This is a genomic window from Pseudomonas trutticola BRTCR10 (assembly GCF_056155105.1).
In genome coordinates this window covers 2547271-2564205 of sequence record NZ_CM149552.1, presented here as the reverse complement: position 1 = coordinate 2564205, position 16935 = coordinate 2547271, and the positions used below count along the sequence as shown (strand labels likewise).

Here is a 16935-nt window from a genome sequence, read left to right as displayed (position 1 = left end):
CAAACAAAAAACCGAGACTGAACCTGAACAAATCCGACCGAATTTCGGCTGGGGAGAGGCCTTGTATTTCGTCGGCAAGTTCGGCGTCTTCCCGATACAGTCGCTCAATTCTGGCTACGCGTTCTTCTAGGGTCATGATTATTTCCTTTCCGGGGGGCACGAGAGCTACTTGCCATGTGAACCGTGGTTGAACAATGTGGGATGCGTGACGACAAATACGATGAGTGCTGCGTCTGTTACTCAAAACTTGGCCAAAAGGCCTAATACAGCCGCAAGCGCGGTTAATACCCCAGTGCCTGCCGCAACTGGATACCAAAGTCCCTCCCGCCCCAATTTGCGTTCTTCGGCAATGAGTTTGCGTCGTTCGACAATCAGTTTCCGTGATTCATTTTGCAGTCTTTCGAGTTCCAGATTTTCCCGATCGTTCTGAAGCATGCGCCTTCCTTGGCTGTTGGCAGTGGCTGCCGGGGCTACTTTGTACCCTCATGATTTCCTATTCATCCCGTGCCAGATAGCGGATGAATCCGGCGGTTTTGTAGGCAATATCCGGGAGTCAGGTAGGCCGACTCATACAACATCGCCATAGAGATTGCGGAGGGCTAATCGCCCCGGCGCAAGCCAGGCTTATTCCGTCGGCCCCCATTTGTCGAGCACTGATTCACCGCCAGCTCCGCCAGCCCCACGTGCTGTGCAATCACCAGCGCCGTTTCGCTTTTATCCGTCACAAAATCAACGAGTCTTCTGACAGATTGCAGGCAAGCAAGTGTGCTGTGTGAAGGCTGCCTGCCCCATCGCTGGCAAGCCCGCTGCCACAGGAATTTGGAATCTGGTCACGATAGTTTGAGCAGCGCGTGACCTGTGGGAGCTGGCTTGCCAGCGAAGGCGTCCGATCGAACACCCGAGTCTTCCAATCCGGCCCAAATGGTCTAGCGTGAATGAATCCTCTGCCTCCCCGGAGTTTCCATTCATGCCGCTCGTTCGCGTCGAACTCAAAAAACGCACCGATCCCACCTTCGCCAAGCGCGTCGGCGAGCAGATCTACGCTGCCATGCGCAGCACAATCAATGTGCCGGAGCACGATAACTTCCAGATCCTCAACGAACACGACGGCGAACATTTCATCTTCGACCCGCAATATCTGGGCATCCAGCGCAGCGACCAACTGGTGATCATCCAGATCACCCTCAACGAAGGTCGAACGCTGGAGCAGAAAAAAGCCCTGTACCAGACCATCGCACAAAGCCTGAACACGCAACTGGGCGTTCGCCTCGAAGACGTGTTCATCAATCTGGTGGAAGTGAAAAAGGAGAACTGGTCGTTTGGCAACGGCATCGCCCAATACGCCAGTTGACAGCCCGTGGACGCCGCCAGCATGATCAGCCCCATGAACCTTCGCGCGCTGCACCTCACCCGCACCACCACGACCGCCACCGGCGGGTCGTGGTGTTTGTGCCTGGGGTAAAACCAGCGCAGCATACCCAGGGCCCCGCCAGCAATGGACGGGGCCTTGTTGTTTCTCCCGTCCGTGCGGCTGCTTTTGTCACTCAAGGAGAAACACATGTCTGCAGCACTGTTGATCATCGATATGCAGGTCGGTCTGCTCCACGGCCCGGAAAAACCCCACGACGGCGAACGCATTCTCGCCAACATCCGGCAGTTGATTGCAAAGGCGCGCCAACACCACGTGCCCGTCTTCGCCGTACGACACACCGGCCCCGAAGGCTCGCCGATTGCTGCGGGCAGCCCCTTCTGGCAATTGTTGCCAACGCTTGAACTGGACGCAGAAGTCGATCACCTGTTCGACAAGTCCCGACCCAACGCCTTCCACGACACTGACCTTGCGCAGCAGCTCAGCAATGGAGACATCAAAGATCTGTACCTCGTTGGCATGAAGACTCAGTTCTGCATCGACAGCACCTGCCGCGCCGCTGCCGATCTGGGCTTCAAACCGCTGCTGGTGGCTGACGCCCACACCTGCATGGACACTCCGGCGTTGCCCGCCAAAGCCATCATTGACCACCACAACGCAACCCTCGGCGGCGCGTTCGCCCGGTTGATCAACAGCGCCGACGTGACCTTCTGACGAAGCGCCCGCGCGCTCCCCGTTTCAGCTCCTACACTGGCTGGAACGGGGCAGCGCTCGGCCATTGCCAAACCGCTCTGGAATCAGCACTCTGCAACGACTTTCGCGACCGAACCGCCGACGATCAAAGGAGCCGCGCAATGCCCGCAACCGTTCTGGTACTGGTTGAAACCATCAATGATTACTTGCCGATTCTCGAGCATCAGGGCTTTCATCTGATCCTCGCCCCCACGCCTGCCGAACGTGCGCAAGCCATCGCCACCCACGGCCCGCGCATCGACGCGGTGCTGACCCGGGGCCCGCTGGGCCTGACCTCCGACGAAATCGCCGCCCTGCCCGCGCTGAAAATCATTACGGTGATCGGTGCCGGTTACGAGCAGGTCGATCTGCAAGCCGCCAGTGATCGCGGGATCACCGTGACCAACGGCGCCGGGGTCAACGCCTCGTCGGTGGCTGACCATGCGATGGCCATGCTGCTCGCACTGGTGCGTGATATCCCGCGCTGTGACGCCGCCGTGCGCCGTGGCGAATGGCCGAAAATCATGCGTCCGTCACTCGCCGGCAAGCGCCTGGGTATTCTCGGCCTCGGTGCGGTGGGCCTGGCGATTGCCAAGCGCGCAAACCTCGGCTTCGACATGGACATCAGCTATCACAGCCGTCAGGTGCGCAGTGAGGTGCCTTACGCGTTCTGCTCGACGCCGACCGAACTGGCGCGGGCGTCGGACTTTCTCATCGTCGCCACGCCGGGCGGGATCGGCACGCAGCATCTGGTGACGCGTGCAGTGCTCGATGCGCTGGGTCCGAAAGGGTTCATCGTCAATATCGCCCGGGCCAGTGTGATCGCCACGGCGGACTTGATCACCGCACTCGAACAACGGCGCATTGCCGGCGCGGCGCTGGATGTCTTCGATCATGAGCCGCAAGTGCCGGACGCGCTAAAAACCTTGGCCAACGTGCTGCTCACGCCCCACGTCGCCGGCCTGTCACCGGAAGCCACCCAAGGCACCGTGGAACTGGTGGGAAAAAATCTCGTGGCGTTCTTTTCCGGGCAACCGGTGCTCACGCCGATTCAATTGCCGCCGAGGGTCAACAACCAGCGCGTGCACTAAAGCACCCCTAGCAACGTCCACAGGCGCCGCGATTCAGCGTCGGCGCTGATCAACTCGCCGAGCAATTCGCTCAGCGGTTTATTGCCCCACTCGACCCCGCGCCGGATCAGATAGGGCACCGGACTGTGAGGTTCGGTGCGCGCGAGGTATTCGGCGATCAGCAGCAATTGCCGGTATGCCTCTTCGCGACTGGCCGGCTCACGAAAGGCCTGCGCGAGCGGCGCGGATTCGTCTGATTGCGCGACCACCACGGGCGCTTCGACCAACGGCGGTGGCGGCGCCGGTTGTTGTGGGTGCATGGCGATAAACTCCTGAACCAGGGTCAGCAGCGCTTCAATGGTGTCCTGCAAAGGGTGCAGCCCCGGGGCCTGATCGCCCAGATAGGCATCGCTCCAGCTATCGAGCCGTTGCAGGTGTTGCAGGCTCAGCAGCAGATTGCCCTGAGTGCGCAGCCAGAATGCCAGCGGCGTGGCGCGGATCTGCTCGTTGAGTTTCTTCTGTTCGTTGCGCGCGGTTTCCGCCGAGGTCTTGGCATTCTTGCTGTCGTTGGCCTGCACTTGCTGAATCTGCAAACGCCGCCAGACCTCAAGGGTATAGGTCTCGAAATCGACGTTACGACTGCCAAACAATGACACTCGAGTGAGCAGCACTTCACTGTAGCGACGCACCAGCCATTCCAGCGGAATCACCCGCCACGACTGGTCGCCGTCTTCTGCCTGCGGATGCAGTTGCTCGGGAAAACGCTCACACAAACCGGCGATCAGCGCCAGGCTGCCGGGCAAGCCGTCCAGTGCTTGCAGATGCAGCCACGCCTCGCCGAGCCAGGCGCTGAGCATCAGGTCCTTGCTGCGTTCCAGCAATAACAGGGTGGTGATTTTCTCGACGTCCGGCCAGTTCGCCCGCTTGAGTGTCGACTGCCAGACCCCGGTCGGCAGGCTGGCGTCGTCCTCGCGGCGCAGGTCACGCAACTGGTCGAACTCGCGTTCGTAACGCAGATCGACGCCACAGGGCGCGTCCGCACTGATCGGCGCGAGCAACTGATCAATCAGATCCGGCAACGTGGTCGATGGCAGGCTCACAGCTTCTCCTTTTGGGCTTCAAGCGCAGCCGTGGTGCCAGTCACCTGAAACGGCGAACGCGGCGCCCGGGTCGGCAACGGGGCAATCGACAGCGGCAATTTCGAGCCCTGGCTCATCAGCGACAGGCGCACGAACATTCGCGTGAAGTCACTGGTGACGCTGTCGCTGGACGCCGTCACGGGCAAACGCAAGGTCAGCGGAAACTCGGTGTAGTCCATGCTCGGCTGGCGCTGTACCGAGAAATGCGCGCGCATCAGGCGCAACAGCGACCACGGCCCGCCGTACTCCCAACCGGCCTCCAGATCACGCACCACCAGGTTCGGTTGCAACGGATCGTTGACCGGGCGCTCCTTGCCGTTACGCGCCCAACGCAGGGTCAGGCGTATCGGCTGACCGACCATCCAGCGCAGGTTCGGTTGCTCGGCCGGGACCGGATAGTTGATCTGCTGGCTGCCGGCGAGCAAGCCCCAGGCGATCACCTGATCGGCGCCCTTCTCATCGTCACGATCGGTGCGCCAGCGCACGTCCAGTTCGATACCGAGGATGCCGCTCTTGTCGCGCACGAACAGCGGCGTCAGCCAGGTGCTGGCCTGCTTCAAGCGGTTGAGAAAATCTTCCGCCGCCAAGCGTTCCGGGGTCTGGCTGAGCACCAGTCCGGCTTGCGCCACAGGCAGTCGTTTATCGATGATTTCGAGGAAATGCTGAACCCGCGCCGGGTCGGCATCTTGCGCCTGCACGCCGTTGGCAAACGGAAAACGATCGGCCAGGTATTGATTGAAATAGTTGGCCAGCTCATTCCACGCCGCTGCCGCCTGCTGCTGTTGCAGGAACTGGCAGCGCTGCATCGCCGACTGCTGCAGTTCCACCGCGCGCATCGCCAGCGTTCCGCGCCCGCCCGCCAGATTGGCGGTTTGCAAGACCTGCACGCAGGACGCGGTGTCCATGTCGATGAAATCGCGGCTGACCAGTTGCTCGATCTGTGCCGGCGAACTGGCCGGGTTGGCATCCTTGTACTTGAGCAGTTCGTCATTGAGCGCGCTGAACTGCGTCACGCGCTCGTAATCCAGCGCCGACAGATTGCCTTGTTGGGTCATCAGCCACTGCAACGCCGACTGGCGTCGCTCGGTGATACCGAGCATGGTGTTGAACTGCTGCTTGAGGCTCAGCTTCAAGTCCTGCACATCAGTGGCACCGTACAGTTGCAGGCCGAGGTTTTTCGAGCCGTCCCACTGGCTGATTTCAGTACGCCCCGCGAACAGCGGTTGCGCGGTGATTTCATCGAGGCCACTGACAATCTGCGCCATCGCCCGACGGTTCAACGCACTTTGCAGGCGCGCAGCCAGATCATTGCGATGCACCTCGACAAAGGCCTTTTGCAAGGCCATGGCCTGCTCGGCCTGCACATTGAACACCGCATAAGAGTGAGTCTGATCGTTGTGATCTTTCAGGCTCAGCCACATCGCCTGAGCGGCAGCCCCTTCGGCGGTTTGCAGCAACGCCTCGCGATAGGCCGGCGGAATACGTGGCAATTCTTCGGCAACGTAACTCTTGTAGCTGGCGTAGTAATTGAGGGAGGTATTGAGGTCATCGCCATCCACGGTCTGGCCTTGCAGATTGACGTTGTCTTGATTGGCGCGCATCGCCACTGACACAAAGTCGCGCTTGAACAGCGCCTGCACGGCGTTGTTGAGCTTGACCACATGTTCCTGCAGCGCCAGTTGCCCGCTGCCTTGCTGGATCAACAGATTGCCGCGTGAACCGACCTGGGCGACCCATTGATCACGAAAACTCTGCTGCAACTTGCCAGCCTGCTGATCGAGTTGCTGCTCCACGGCTGGACCGAGCAAGGTGCTTTTGCGCACCTTGTCGAGAAACTCACGATAACCCGGCACCAGTTCCTGGCCTTTGCCGCGACTCCACGTCGAGTTGGTCAGGGCAACCGCCGCTTGCAGATCATCGATCAACGCACGCAAGTCTTCCAGCTCATTGAGGCTGTTGCCGCTGCCAGCCTCGAGTCGTTCCAGATGCAATTTGAGGTAGCCGGCCTTGCTGACGAAGTTCTCGGCAAGAAAATACTGATCAAGCCAGCGCTGCATCAGCCCGTTGAAGTTACTGGTGACCAACGGGCGCTCGACGCTCAGATCCAGCGCCTGCACATCACCGCCATCCCCCGCCGCCAGCAAACGGTTGTAGTACGCGGAATGCGGCACGGTCGCCGCATTGAGATTCAGTGCCAGCGCGCTATTGCTCAGTTGCACGAGATCGTCCAGCGGCGCCCGCTGACTGTTCTGCACCTCGGCAAACAATTGATTCTGCTGTTCCAGACGCAACGCCCGATCTACCAGATCCGTAGCCTTTTGATAATTCTGCCATTGCGCCGGGTCCTCACTTTCCACACTGGTGCGCCGATCGGTACTGCGGATCGCCTTGATTTTCGTAAGCTCGGCGACCAGCAATTGGTGCAACGGCTGGACCATCTGGCGCTGAGCAGACTTGAAGAGTGCCTGTTCGATTTTCACGTCCACCGAGGAAAACCATGAGGTCGGAAACGCCAGCGAAATGTAGTGCCAGTGCGGGGCGCGCTCCAGCACCCGCCAGAAACTCTGCACATTGCGCCGAGTCGGCTCGACCCGATGCGCGTCATCGGTGACCGCCACGTAGCTCTTCTGCGCACTCTGCATCAGCCGCGCCAGTTCATGGGCATCCTTGACCGACTGATCCCACACCCACAGCATCGCCACCGCCCAGACCACGCCCACTACCAGTGCGACCCCAGCGGTGATCCGCTGCCAGCGCTGACGCAAACGCAGCAGGCGCGGCACACCTTGGGCCAGACCGCGCTCGCCGACCAGCCGCTGGCGCCACAACTGGCGCACGAACACGCTTTGTTGCAAGCCGCTGTCGTCGGCGGAAAAACCATCCCTGGCATCTTTCGACGCCTGACTGGCAGTGAAATACACGCCGCGAAAACACGGCGCTTCGCCCTGTGCATTACCCTGAAACACCGGCTCCAGCACGCTCTGCAAACCACGGCGCAGGGTTTCCAGACGCTCCGGCAGCGCATACAGATCCGCGCTCAAATGGCCGGACAAGGTGCCGACCTCGATCACCGCTTCGGCCACGGCGCGGTGGATTCGATCCAGCGCCTGATCGCTCCACTGCCCTTGCCACACGGCGTCACGCGCGTAGGGCGACGACCAGCCCAAAGTGCGTTCGCGGGCCTCGTCGGGTAAGGCACTGATCAGTTCCTGAAACCCCGGCAACTCTTCCAGGCCGGTGATGATCACGTACACCGGCACGCTCAAACCGAAGCGTTGCAGCAAATCGATAAAGCGCCGGCGCGCCGCCAGACCGAGGCTGGCGGCTTGTTCGAGATTGCTCAGGCGACTCACCGGCACTGTCCAGATCACCCCGTCCAGCGGCCGTTTACTGCGCAAACGCAAGATCAGACCGAGCAGCCGCCACCAGCCGCCGCGCTGCAAATGCATGCCGTCGTCCGGCAGGAACAACGCCTGCGGCACCACCAGCACCGCGCCTTCGGGGTCCGACCACCAGCGGCCGAACCACGCCGGTTTGTCGGTCGGCTGCAAACGCCATTCGCTGACCAGTTGCGTGCCCTGGGTTTCGTCGCCGAGCATCAATAGCCACGGCATCTGATAGCGGTCGCGACTGCCCTGCTCCTGCTCCATGTGCCGCACCGAGGCATAAAAACTGCGGATCGCCGCGCCGCTCTGGGTGCGCAGCCACCACACTGCCACGGCGATGATGACCAGCAACAACAGCAACGCGACGACCCACGCGACAATCGTCAGGGTGCTCATGAGTCTTGCTCCGCGGGCGTCACCGAATCGGTCATTTGCAATACCGGTTCCAACTCAGAACGAATGTCACGCCAGAGAAACTGACCGAGCCCGGTCAACACCAGCACCATCGCCAGAATCCCCAACGCCAGACGAAAACCGTCCGGCAGCGCTGTACGGACCGGCAACTGCAACGGTGTGACCAGCGAGGGCTGCACCAGTCGCTGGCTGACGCCTTCATAAGAGGCCTCGTCCTGCCAGGCAAAGTTGAACAGCGCCAACCGCCATTTCTCCAGTTGCGCCTGACTGTGCTCGCCGCGCAGACGCCCGTGGAAACCGAGAATCAGGCACTGCAAATACACGTTGGCGAGATCGCGGGCGGTCGGTTTCTGTTCATCGAGCAGGGTTTGAATCGCCGCTGGCACTTGCTCGCCGGCCTGCCGGCTGGAATACAGACGCGACTCCAGAGGTTTGTCCTGCCATGCCGCCTGCCCCGGCCATGGCGTAAACAACAGGGTTTCGTCGACCAGGGCGACGAAGGCATATACCAGTGCCTTGACCTGCTCGGTCGCCGAGTCGCCGACCCGCGAATACGCGGTGCGCCACAAGCGTTGCGAAGCCTGAGTGGACAACTCGACCACGGTCTCGACCAGCGCCGCTTCGTCTTCGCTGTCCTTGGGCAATTGCACCCAGTCCTGTTGCCATTGCTGCCATGTCTGGCGGAACGCGCTGCTCAACGGTGCGTCTTGCAACCCCAGGCTTGCGGCACTTCCTTGCGACATACGGCGTTCCTTGTGTGATCAGGCACTTTCACTGTTCTGCGCGACAAACAGCACCACTTGCCACGGACTGCTGGTCAGCTTTGCAGCGGGGGCGGCGATCATCAGCGGCAGTTGCGCGTCGAACCAGGCGCCCTCGGCCGTGATCACAAACAGTCGCGTGTCTTCGCCGACGCTATAGGCCACCTGCTCGCTGCGGCTCATGGCCTGATGGGCCAGGCCGCTCATGCGCTGGCGGCTGAGCAACGCAATGTGCGGCGCCGAGGCGATGATCGCGCCGCGCAACCAGTCGATCGCCGCTTGCTCGCTGGCACCATTGGGCATGCGCAGACCGACGACCAGACGCTGGCTCGGTTGCTCGTCCGGCAATTGAATGGAAAAGCTCTGCTCACCGCGTTCGAACGGCAGGCTGCGATAGCCGGCGCGGATCAGTTCGAGGGTGGTTTCCAGCCATTGCAGCACGGCGTCATAGCCGCGCTGCAGCTCAAGAAAATCCAGTGGTGCGAACGCCGGTACGCCGGCCAGTGGGTCGAGTGCCGACCACGCGCCGGCGAGGCCAAGCAAATGCACATACAAGGTTTGCGGGTGCGCGATGCGACTGTTCAGCGTGCCTTCGACTTCCGGCAGCCGCGCCCACAACGCGGTCAACTGGCGGCGGATTTCCAAGGCATCGTCCTGGTTGCCAGCCTGTTGCGCCTGCCGCAAACGGCCACCGAGAAACAGGCATTTTTCCCGCGCCCGTGCACAGAGCCCGGCGATCCGGCGTCCGAGCACAGATTCCGGCAACAGGACCGGCGTTGGCGGCGTGTATGCCAACGGCAGAAAGCCGCCGCCCTCCTTGCGGATTTTCAGCAGCGGCAGACAGATTGAATCGGCTTTGTTCAGTTGCGTACACAGGCGTGGATTGGGTCGCCACACGGTGATCGATTCGGGGAATTCACCGCTGGTGAGATCCGGCAACGCCTCGCCGACCACCGACTGCAAGCGGCCCTTGAGCGGCAGCAATTGCCCGGCACGCCACATCGGGCTGATCGCCAGATACACGGTGACAGTGGCATCGTCGGTGGCGTTGATTGCGGCACTGACATCCAGTTCCAGCGTCGGCCCGACACCCGCCTGCAAATCCACCGGCAAACCGTCGGGCATCGTCCCTTGCAGCGACAACACCCGCACCACGCCGGCGCTCAGCGCCGACGGGTCGAACTCCATGTGGCTGACGCCCCAGAACCATGGATTACACGCTTGCGCCAGGTGCGCACCGAGCGCTTCGGCCCGCAGCCCTTGCAACTGAAAGTGCTGCGGCAGCAATTGCATGCCTTCGTGCCAGCAAACCGCGTCAGGTAGCAGACTCATACGACTCCTTTCGACCCTGCCGCCAGCCGGCGGCGAGCGGTGTGTTTCAGTTTTTCTGGCTGACCAGACTCATTTCACGACTGTCGAATTTGAGCCAGGCCTCACTCTGATCATCGAGGCGCAATCGGTGCGCTCCGGGAGTGTTATAGCTGGCGAAGACTAAAAGTCCAGCGGCCTTCTTGCCCCCCAGTGGGAAGGGTTGGCGGTCGATGAATTGCCCCGGCACCAGCTCCAGTCCCCACACACTCATCAACTGACGATAGTCGCGCTGGTACTGCTCGCGCTCGGCAAACCACTGACTGGCGCTGATGCCGGACAGTTGCTTGAGCAGATCGGGGTCATTGACCGCAATGAAATCCACGGCAATCGGTGTGTCGTCATTGGCCTTGGGCGCGACGTCGAGGGTCAGGCTGTCGAGGTCGACTTTCGGCCCGAAGAAAGAACAGCCCGCCAGCAGTGCCAACACCCACGTTAGAAAAAGTCGTCTACACAAAATGAATTTTCCTTTTCCCGAATCTGTCCAAGAATGTTTTTCCTTGCATTTTTATAGACCTGTTCTAGCGTCTTGGGTAGTTCGGTTCCTACAGCCGAATGAGGAAGGTTTGTCAAAGGAACGACAGGTCATCTGCCTCCCTTTCTAACCTACGGTCCAGCAAGGGAAAGCGATGAACGGGCCACCCCGATGCATTGCGCCCGCTCATCGCATCGGAGTCCGCCGTCATGGCAGAAAGTACTCAACACAAGCTCGACCGGGTGCGTCCGCCCCGAGTGCAAATCACCTACGACGTCGAAATCGGCAACGCCATCGAGAAAAAGGAATTGCCGCTGGTGGTCGGGATCCTCGCCGACCTCTCCGGTAAACCGCTCGAGCCATTGGCAAAACTGACTGAACGACGTTTCACCGAAATCGACCGCGACAACTTCAACGAGGTACTCGCCTCGATCGGCCCGCGCGCCACGCTGCAAGTCAACAACACCCTCAGCGGCGACGACAGCAAGCTCAATATCGAACTCAACTTCAAACACATCGACGACTTCGACCCGGTCAAGGTAGTGGAGCAAGTCACGCCGCTGCGCCGTTTGTTCGAGGCCCGCCAGCGTCTGCGCGATCTGCTGACCAAGCTCGACGGCAACGATGACCTGGACAAGCTGTTGCGCGATGTCATCGCCAACACCGAAGGCCTGCAGGAAATCAAATCGGCCCGCCCGGACACCGCTACCCCGGCAGCTGATGCCGAGGCGCCGGCCGAACCGCAAGCCTGATCGTCCACTTAATCGAGGGGAGAACTCACCATGCCCGCCGCCGCCCAGAATCAAGCCAGCGAAAATGCTGCAGCCGAAACTTTATCCCTGCTCGACCGGATCATCGCCGAGGGCCGCATGGCCCACGATGACAGTCAGCAGGATTACGCCCGCGACATGCTCGCGGAGTTCGCCACTCAGGTTCTTGACGAAGGCATGGCCATCGACAAGGACACCGTGGCGATGATCAACGACCGCATCAGCCAGATCGACGAACTGATCAGCGCCCAGCTCAACGAGGTGTTGCATCACCCCGACCTGCAAAAACTCGAAGCCTCGTGGCGCGGCCTGCACATGCTGGTGCAGAACACCGAAACCAGTACCCGGCTGAAACTGCGCCTGCTCAACGTCACCCAGAAAGAGCTGCAGAACGACCTGGAAAAAGCCGTCGAATTCGACCAGAGCGCGCTGTTCAAGAAAATCTACGAAGAGGAATACGGCACCTTCGGTGGCCACCCGTTCAGCTTGCTGGTCGGCGACTACACCTTCGGCCGGCATCCGCAGGACATCGGCCTGCTGGAGAAACTGTCGAACGTAGCCGCCGCAGCGCACGCGCCGTTCATTGCCGCCGCCAGCCCTCGCCTGTTCGACATGACCAGCTTCACCGAGCTGGCGGTACCGCGTGATCTGTCGAAAGTCTTCGAGAGCCAGGAGCTGATCAAGTGGCGCTCGTTCCGCGAAAGCGAAGATTCGCGCTATGTGTCTTTGGTGCTGCCGCACTTCCTTCTGCGCCTGCCTTATGGCCCTGACACTGCGCCGGTGGAAGGCATCAACTATGTCGAAGACGTCAACGGCACCGACCACAGTAAATACCTGTGGGGCAACGCCGCGTGGGCCTTGTCGCAACGCATCACCGAAGCCTTTGCCAAATATGGCTGGTGCGCGGCGATTCGCGGCGCTGAAGGCGGCGGCGCGGTCGAAGGTTTGCCGGCGCACACGTTCCGCACCAGCTCCGGCGACCTGTCGCTGAAATGCCCGACCGAAGTGGCGATCACCGACCGCCGCGAGAAGGAACTCAACGACCTCGGCTTCATCGCCCTGTGCCACAAGAAAAACAGCGACGTGGCGGTGTTCTTCGGCGGCCAGAGCACCAACAAGGCCAAGGTCTACAACACCAACGAGGCCAATGCCAACGCACGGATCTCGGCGATGTTGCCGTACGTGCTCGCGGCCTCGCGTTTCGCCCATTACCTGAAGGTGATCATGCGCGACAAGGTCGGCAGTTTCATGACCCGCGACAACGTGCAGACCTACCTCAACAACTGGATCGCCGACTACGTGCTGATCAACGACAACGCCCCACAGGAAATCAAGGCGCAGTACCCGTTGCGGGAAGCGCGGGTGGATGTCACTGAAGTGGCCGGCAAGCCTGGTGCGTATCGGGCGACGGTGTTTCTGCGGCCGCACTTTCAGCTTGAGGAGTTGACGGCGTCGATTCGTCTGGTGGCGACGTTGCCGCCACCGGTTGCGGCCTGATCGCAGCAATATTTGAGTGAATGCCTCCCTGTGGTGGGGGAGCCAGTCTCTCCAGACCATTGAAACACCTGTGGTGAGGGGATTTATCCCCGATGGGGCGCGCAGCGGCCCTTGATTTTTTGGGGCTGCTTCGCAACCCATCGGGGATAAATCCCCTCGCCACAGGTTCACTGCTCAGTGATTAGTGCTCAGGCCAATTTGCCTAATGTGATTTTCTTCAGGAGTTTCAAGCGATGGATGCAATCATTCTCGACCTCGGCGGCGACATCAAAGGCGACAGCCTGCTCGAGGGTTATACGGACAAGATCGAAGTCATGTCCTACAGCCACAACGTCGCGATGCAGGTGACCAACGACGTCAGCAACTCGGAGCGCACTTCCGGCAAACCGCATATCGGCGAATTCACCCTGACCAAATTTGTCGACAGCTCCACCCCCACGCTTAACAGCTATTGCTGCGCGGGCAAACCGATCCCTGAAGCCAAAATCACCATCGGCCGCAACGCCGCTGAAGGCAGCGGGCAACTGATGCCCTTCATCATCTACACCCTCAACAACGTGGTGCTGTCCAACGTCAGCGTCAGCGGCGGTACGGGCGGCAAACCGGTGGAAACCCTGTCGCTGAACTTCACCAAGATCAAATGGGAACTCACCGCGCAAAAGGACGACGGCACCAAGGAAGGCACGGCGGGCACCGTGTGGGACCTGGCGGCGAACAAGGCCGGCTGACCGGGCGCATAAGCCATGGCCGGCACCGGGATTCTCCCGCCACTGTTCGAACGCCTTGCCTGGAGCGAGGACGATGCCGTGCAGGCGTTCGACCAGCAGGATCTGCTCGACTCGGTGCTTGCCGAGTTGGCGCGCCTGTTCAACACCCGCCGTGGCTCGCGCACCTTCACCACACCACCCAGCGTGATCGATTACGGCATCGCCGACTGGAGCGCCCTGCAACAGCAGCGCAGCGATGACCGCCGGCGACTGGCGCGAGACATCCGCGAAGCAATCACCCATTTCGAACCTCGCCTGTTGTTAGGCGAGGTTGAGGTCAATCCCCTGCCCGACCACCCGCAACGGTTGAGCATTCGCTTGCTGGGCGAACTGCGCAGCGGCTTGCAGCGTTGGCCAGTGGCGTTCGTCATCGAACCCGGCGGCGAAGGGCTGGAGGTACGTCATGAGCGACTCGATTGACCCGCAACTGCTCGATTACTACCAACGTGAGCTGACGTGGCTCAGGCATGCCGGGAGTCAGTTCGCCGAGCGTTATCCGAAAGTCGCCAGACGCCTGGAACTGTCACCCGGCGAATGTCCCGACCCGCATGTCGAACGTTTGCTGGAAGGTTTTGCGCTGCTGGCCGCGCGTCTGCAACGGCGCCTGGATGACGACTACGCCGAGTTCAGCGATGCGCTGCTCGAACAGCTTTATCCCTTGGCCATGCGCCCGTTGCCGTCGTGCGCCATCGTCCAGTTCGAGCCGGACCCGAGCAAAGGCAAGCTCGACGGCGGCTATCCCCTGCCCCGCGACACTCCGTTGTTTGTCACCACCAGCAAAGGCGAAAGCATCCACTTTCGCACCAGTGCCGCCGTACGTTTGTGGCCGATCGAAGTGACCGAAGCCCTGTTGCTTGGCAGCGATGAAGCACAGGCACTGACCGCTGTCGCGCAGGCGCGTTCGGCATTGCGCCTGAGTTTGCGTTGCCTCGGCGACACTCAATGGTCGGAGCTGGGCATCGACCGATTGCGCATTCATCTCGCGGCCTCGCCGGTGATCAACGCCAGCCTGTATGACCTGCTCGGTGCGCATACGGTGCAGGTGCTGGCCGGATCGCCGGGCAGCGTTCCCACGGCACTGAAGGGACTGCCTGACATCGTCGGTTTTGCCGAAGACGAGGTCCTGTTGCCCGACGAAGACGGTGTACATCCCGGCATGCGCCTGCTCGCCGAATACTTCGCATGCCCTGAGAAATTCCACTTCTTCGATCTGCCGCTGGGCGGTGCAGCCAGCGACAGTCAGACGTTGTATCTGTACATCGTTTTTGATCGCGCGCCGAGCAGTCGCCTGCATTTGCAGGCTAGCGATATCGTTCTCGGCTGCGCGCCCGTCATCAATCTGTTCCCGCGTACGTCCGAACCGCTGCGCCCTGACGGCACCCGCAGCGAGTACCGATTGATCGCCGACAGCCACCGCGAAAACAGCGTCGAGATTCACAGCATTCGCGGCGTACGCGCAAGTTCCGGCGCCGGCGTGCAACGGCTGCCGGCCTATTACGGCAGCCAGCACAGCGGCGGTGATCAACAGCGTTACTGGCATGCCCGACGGGTCAGCGGTATGACCCCGAACCGGCTCGGCAGCGATCTGTTGGTGAGCGTGGTCGACACCCGTTTCGAGCCACAGACCGATCTGCCCGATTACAGCCTGACTGCTGAGTTGCTGTGCACCAATCGTCACCTGGCGCAAAGTCTGCCCGCCGGTACGCCGCTAGGGTTTGAGCGTCCCGGCCCGGTGGCTTGGGCACGTCTGCGCAATCCACCGAGCCCACAAAGTTTGCCGCGCCTGGACGGTGATTCGCGCTGGAGGCTGGTGTCGCAACTGACCCTCAATCATCTGTCGCTGGTCGAAGGTCCGCAGGCGCTCGATGCACTGAAAGAGATTCTGCATCTGCACAACCTGCGCGATGAAGCCAGCGCTTTACGCCAGATAGACGGCTTGCTGAGGATCAGTTGCGAACGGGTAATCGGCCATGTCGGCGTCGATGCCTGGCGCGGTTGGCGCAATGGGTTGGAGGTGCAACTGCAGCTTGATCCGCAGCACTTTGTCGGCAGCAGCGCGGTGCTGTTTTCGGCGGTGCTGGCGCAGTTCTTTTCGGTGTACGCCACGGCCAATCGCTTTGTGCGCACGGTATTGATGCAGGCCGACAAGGAGGTCAAGGCATGGCAACCGCAAGCCGGCATGCCCCTGTCGCTCTGACCCTGAGCCAGCGTCTGCGCCGCGATCCGCAGGCGTTCGAGTTGTTGCAGGCGTTGCTGTTGCTGGAGCGCGAACAACCGCAAGCCGAATCCCTCGGCAGCGGCACCTCGCCACAAGCGGAAGCGTTGAAACTGCGCGGGCCGCTGACGCCTGTGTTTGCGACCAGCCAGATTGAGAATCTGCAGGAAGCGCCGGGCGAACCACTGACCCTCGACACGCCGATCTTCGGTCTGGGCGGTCCCGACGGCCCGCTGCCCTACGCCTATCAGGAATGGCTGCAACAGCGCGCGCGAGCGAAGGATCATGCGCCGGCCGAGTTCCTCGATCTGTTCCAGCATCGACTGCTCAGCCTGCTTTACAAGGTGATGCGCAAGCACCGTATCGCCTTGGGTTTTGTCACGCCGGGCGCCTCGCCGGTGCAGGCGCAACTGCGCGCGCTAACCGGGTTGTTGCCCAAATCCTTGCAGGAACGCCAGGCGATTCCTGACTGCGCGGTGCTCGCGTGTACGGCGCTGTTTGCCGATGGCCGCCGCTCGCTGGCCGGGTTCGCAGCGATTGTGCGTGAGCAGTTTGAAGTGCCGGTCGAACTCAGTGCTTACGAAGGTGCCTGGCGCGAGATTCCCTTGGCCAGCCGCAGCCTGATGAAGGCCGGTGGGCGCAATCTGCAACTCGGACGCACGGCCGTTGCCGGCAAGCGCGTCTGGGATGAACACGCGGGTATTCGCCTGACACTCGGGCCACTGTCCTCGACGCAGGCCGGACGTTTTCTGCCGGACGGCGAAGCGCACCCGGCACTGGCGAGCCTTGCAGCGCTGTATTTCGGTCCGGATCTGGACGTCAAACTGGTGCTGCTGGTGCGCGGTGCCGGGCCCATGAAACTCGGCCGTCAGGCCCCCGCCCTGCTGAGCTGGAATGGCGGCCTGCAACGTCAGGCCAGCCTCGCTGTGCAACGCATCGAAACCCGTCTTCGTCAGCTGGAGATCACCTGAA

At 61.3% G+C, this 16935-nt stretch carries 15 protein-coding genes; 9 read left to right on the top strand and 6 right to left on the bottom strand.

The features are described from left to right. Window positions 1-240: 240 nt before the first annotated feature. Window positions 241-435: a hypothetical protein gene (locus tag ACVVH8_RS11500; protein WP_401299810.1), complete on the bottom strand. Its 195-nt coding sequence runs from the start codon at window positions 433-435 to the stop codon at window positions 241-243. Between the two features lie 532 nt (window positions 436-967). On the opposite strand from ACVVH8_RS11500, the gene ACVVH8_RS11495 reads away from it, so the two are divergent. The 3 genes from ACVVH8_RS11495 (at window position 968) to ACVVH8_RS11485 (ending at window position 3192) form a co-directional block, all read left to right on the top strand. Further along, the gene (locus ACVVH8_RS11495) at window positions 968-1351 is read left to right on the top strand and encodes a tautomerase family protein (protein ID WP_103303342.1); all 384 of its coding nucleotides are present in this window, start codon (window positions 968-970) and stop codon (window positions 1349-1351) included. A 207-nt stretch (window positions 1352-1558) separates the two neighbouring features. Continuing rightward, window positions 1559-2083, top strand: coding sequence for a cysteine hydrolase family protein (locus ACVVH8_RS11490; protein WP_475230177.1), 525 nt, complete (start codon window positions 1559-1561; stop codon window positions 2081-2083). A 140-nt stretch (window positions 2084-2223) separates the two neighbouring features. Next, entirely contained in the window at window positions 2224-3192 is a 969-nt protein-coding gene (locus ACVVH8_RS11485) for a 2-hydroxyacid dehydrogenase (protein WP_213028290.1), read from the top strand. On the opposite strand, the gene tssA is transcribed toward ACVVH8_RS11485, so the two are convergent. From tssA to ACVVH8_RS11460, 5 genes are read right to left on the bottom strand one after another with little or no spacing between them, the layout of a single operon-like run. Then, window positions 3189-4271 (bottom strand): type VI secretion system protein TssA, encoded by a 1083-nt coding sequence (tssA, locus tag ACVVH8_RS11480; RefSeq protein WP_475230174.1) that lies wholly within the window; start codon window positions 4269-4271, stop codon window positions 3189-3191. The two genes, ACVVH8_RS11485 and tssA, sit on opposite strands and share 4 nt — an antisense overlap. Then, complete coding sequence (locus ACVVH8_RS11475; protein ID WP_475230171.1) at window positions 4268-8092, bottom strand: type VI secretion system protein; 3825 nt, start codon at window positions 8090-8092, stop codon at window positions 4268-4270. The genes tssA and ACVVH8_RS11475 overlap by 4 nt, the downstream gene beginning before the upstream one ends. Next, entirely contained in the window at window positions 8089-8853 is a 765-nt protein-coding gene (locus ACVVH8_RS11470; protein ID WP_475230168.1) for a DotU/TssL family secretion system protein, read from the bottom strand. Before ACVVH8_RS11470 ends, ACVVH8_RS11475 begins: the two co-directional genes overlap by 4 nt. An 18-nt stretch (window positions 8854-8871) precedes the next feature. Beyond that, entirely contained in the window at window positions 8872-10203 is a 1332-nt protein-coding gene (tssK, locus tag ACVVH8_RS11465) for a type VI secretion system baseplate subunit TssK (RefSeq protein WP_213028287.1), read from the bottom strand. 46 nt (window positions 10204-10249) lie between these two features. Continuing rightward, window positions 10250-10696 (bottom strand): type VI secretion protein, encoded by a 447-nt coding sequence (locus ACVVH8_RS11460; RefSeq protein WP_475230165.1) that lies wholly within the window; start codon window positions 10694-10696, stop codon window positions 10250-10252. A 227-nt stretch (window positions 10697-10923) separates the two neighbouring features. On the opposite strand from ACVVH8_RS11460, the gene tssB reads away from it, so the two are divergent. From tssB to tssG, 6 genes are all read left to right on the top strand, one after another. Beyond that, complete coding sequence (gene tssB / locus ACVVH8_RS11455) at window positions 10924-11466, top strand: type VI secretion system contractile sheath small subunit (protein WP_064117633.1); 543 nt, start codon at window positions 10924-10926, stop codon at window positions 11464-11466. A 30-nt stretch (window positions 11467-11496) separates the two neighbouring features. Next, window positions 11497-12981 (top strand): type VI secretion system contractile sheath large subunit, encoded by a 1485-nt coding sequence (tssC, locus tag ACVVH8_RS11450; protein WP_103303334.1) that lies wholly within the window; start codon window positions 11497-11499, stop codon window positions 12979-12981. A 233-nt stretch (window positions 12982-13214) separates the two neighbouring features. Next, window positions 13215-13709, top strand: coding sequence for an Hcp family type VI secretion system effector (locus ACVVH8_RS11445; RefSeq protein ID WP_103303333.1), 495 nt, complete (start codon window positions 13215-13217; stop codon window positions 13707-13709). Between the two features lie 15 nt (window positions 13710-13724). Continuing rightward, on the top strand, window positions 13725-14168 hold the full coding sequence (tssE, locus tag ACVVH8_RS11440) for a type VI secretion system baseplate subunit TssE (protein WP_213028286.1): 444 nt from the start codon (window positions 13725-13727) through the stop codon (window positions 14166-14168). Next, the gene (gene tssF, locus ACVVH8_RS11435) at window positions 14152-15945 is read left to right on the top strand and encodes a type VI secretion system baseplate subunit TssF (RefSeq protein ID WP_475230162.1); all 1794 of its coding nucleotides are present in this window, start codon (window positions 14152-14154) and stop codon (window positions 15943-15945) included. The genes tssE and tssF overlap by 17 nt, the downstream gene beginning before the upstream one ends. Further along, window positions 15909-16934 (top strand): type VI secretion system baseplate subunit TssG, encoded by a 1026-nt coding sequence (gene tssG, locus ACVVH8_RS11430; RefSeq protein ID WP_213028284.1) that lies wholly within the window; start codon window positions 15909-15911, stop codon window positions 16932-16934. Before tssF ends, tssG begins: the two co-directional genes overlap by 37 nt. Window position 16935 lies beyond the last annotated feature (1 nt).

What these genes read in the sequence shown, in the direction of transcription:
- tssG (WP_213028284.1), top strand. Translation starts at nt 15,909, where the DNA reads ATGGCAACCGCAAGCCGGCATGCCCCTGTCGCTCTGACCCTGAGCCAG.
- tssF (WP_475230162.1), top strand. Translation starts at nt 14,152, where the DNA reads ATGAGCGACTCGATTGACCCGCAACTGCTCGATTACTACCAACGTGAG.
- ACVVH8_RS11470 (WP_475230168.1), bottom strand. Translation starts at nt 8,853, where the DNA reads ATGTCGCAAGGAAGTGCCGCAAGCCTGGGGTTGCAAGACGCACCGTTG.
- ACVVH8_RS11490 (WP_475230177.1), top strand. Translation starts at nt 1,559, where the DNA reads ATGTCTGCAGCACTGTTGATCATCGATATGCAGGTCGGTCTGCTCCAC.
- tssC (WP_103303334.1), top strand. Translation starts at nt 11,497, where the DNA reads ATGCCCGCCGCCGCCCAGAATCAAGCCAGCGAAAATGCTGCAGCCGAA.
- ACVVH8_RS11475 (WP_475230171.1), bottom strand. Translation starts at nt 8,092, where the DNA reads ATGAGCACCCTGACGATTGTCGCGTGGGTCGTCGCGTTGCTGTTGTTG.
- ACVVH8_RS11500 (WP_401299810.1), bottom strand. Translation starts at nt 435, where the DNA reads ATGCTTCAGAACGATCGGGAAAATCTGGAACTCGAAAGACTGCAAAAT.
- tssB (WP_064117633.1), top strand. Translation starts at nt 10,924, where the DNA reads ATGGCAGAAAGTACTCAACACAAGCTCGACCGGGTGCGTCCGCCCCGA.
- ACVVH8_RS11495 (WP_103303342.1), top strand. Translation starts at nt 968, where the DNA reads ATGCCGCTCGTTCGCGTCGAACTCAAAAAACGCACCGATCCCACCTTC.
- ACVVH8_RS11445 (WP_103303333.1), top strand. Translation starts at nt 13,215, where the DNA reads ATGGATGCAATCATTCTCGACCTCGGCGGCGACATCAAAGGCGACAGC.
- tssE (WP_213028286.1), top strand. Translation starts at nt 13,725, where the DNA reads ATGGCCGGCACCGGGATTCTCCCGCCACTGTTCGAACGCCTTGCCTGG.
- tssK (WP_213028287.1), bottom strand. Translation starts at nt 10,203, where the DNA reads ATGAGTCTGCTACCTGACGCGGTTTGCTGGCACGAAGGCATGCAATTG.
- ACVVH8_RS11485 (WP_213028290.1), top strand. Translation starts at nt 2,224, where the DNA reads ATGCCCGCAACCGTTCTGGTACTGGTTGAAACCATCAATGATTACTTG.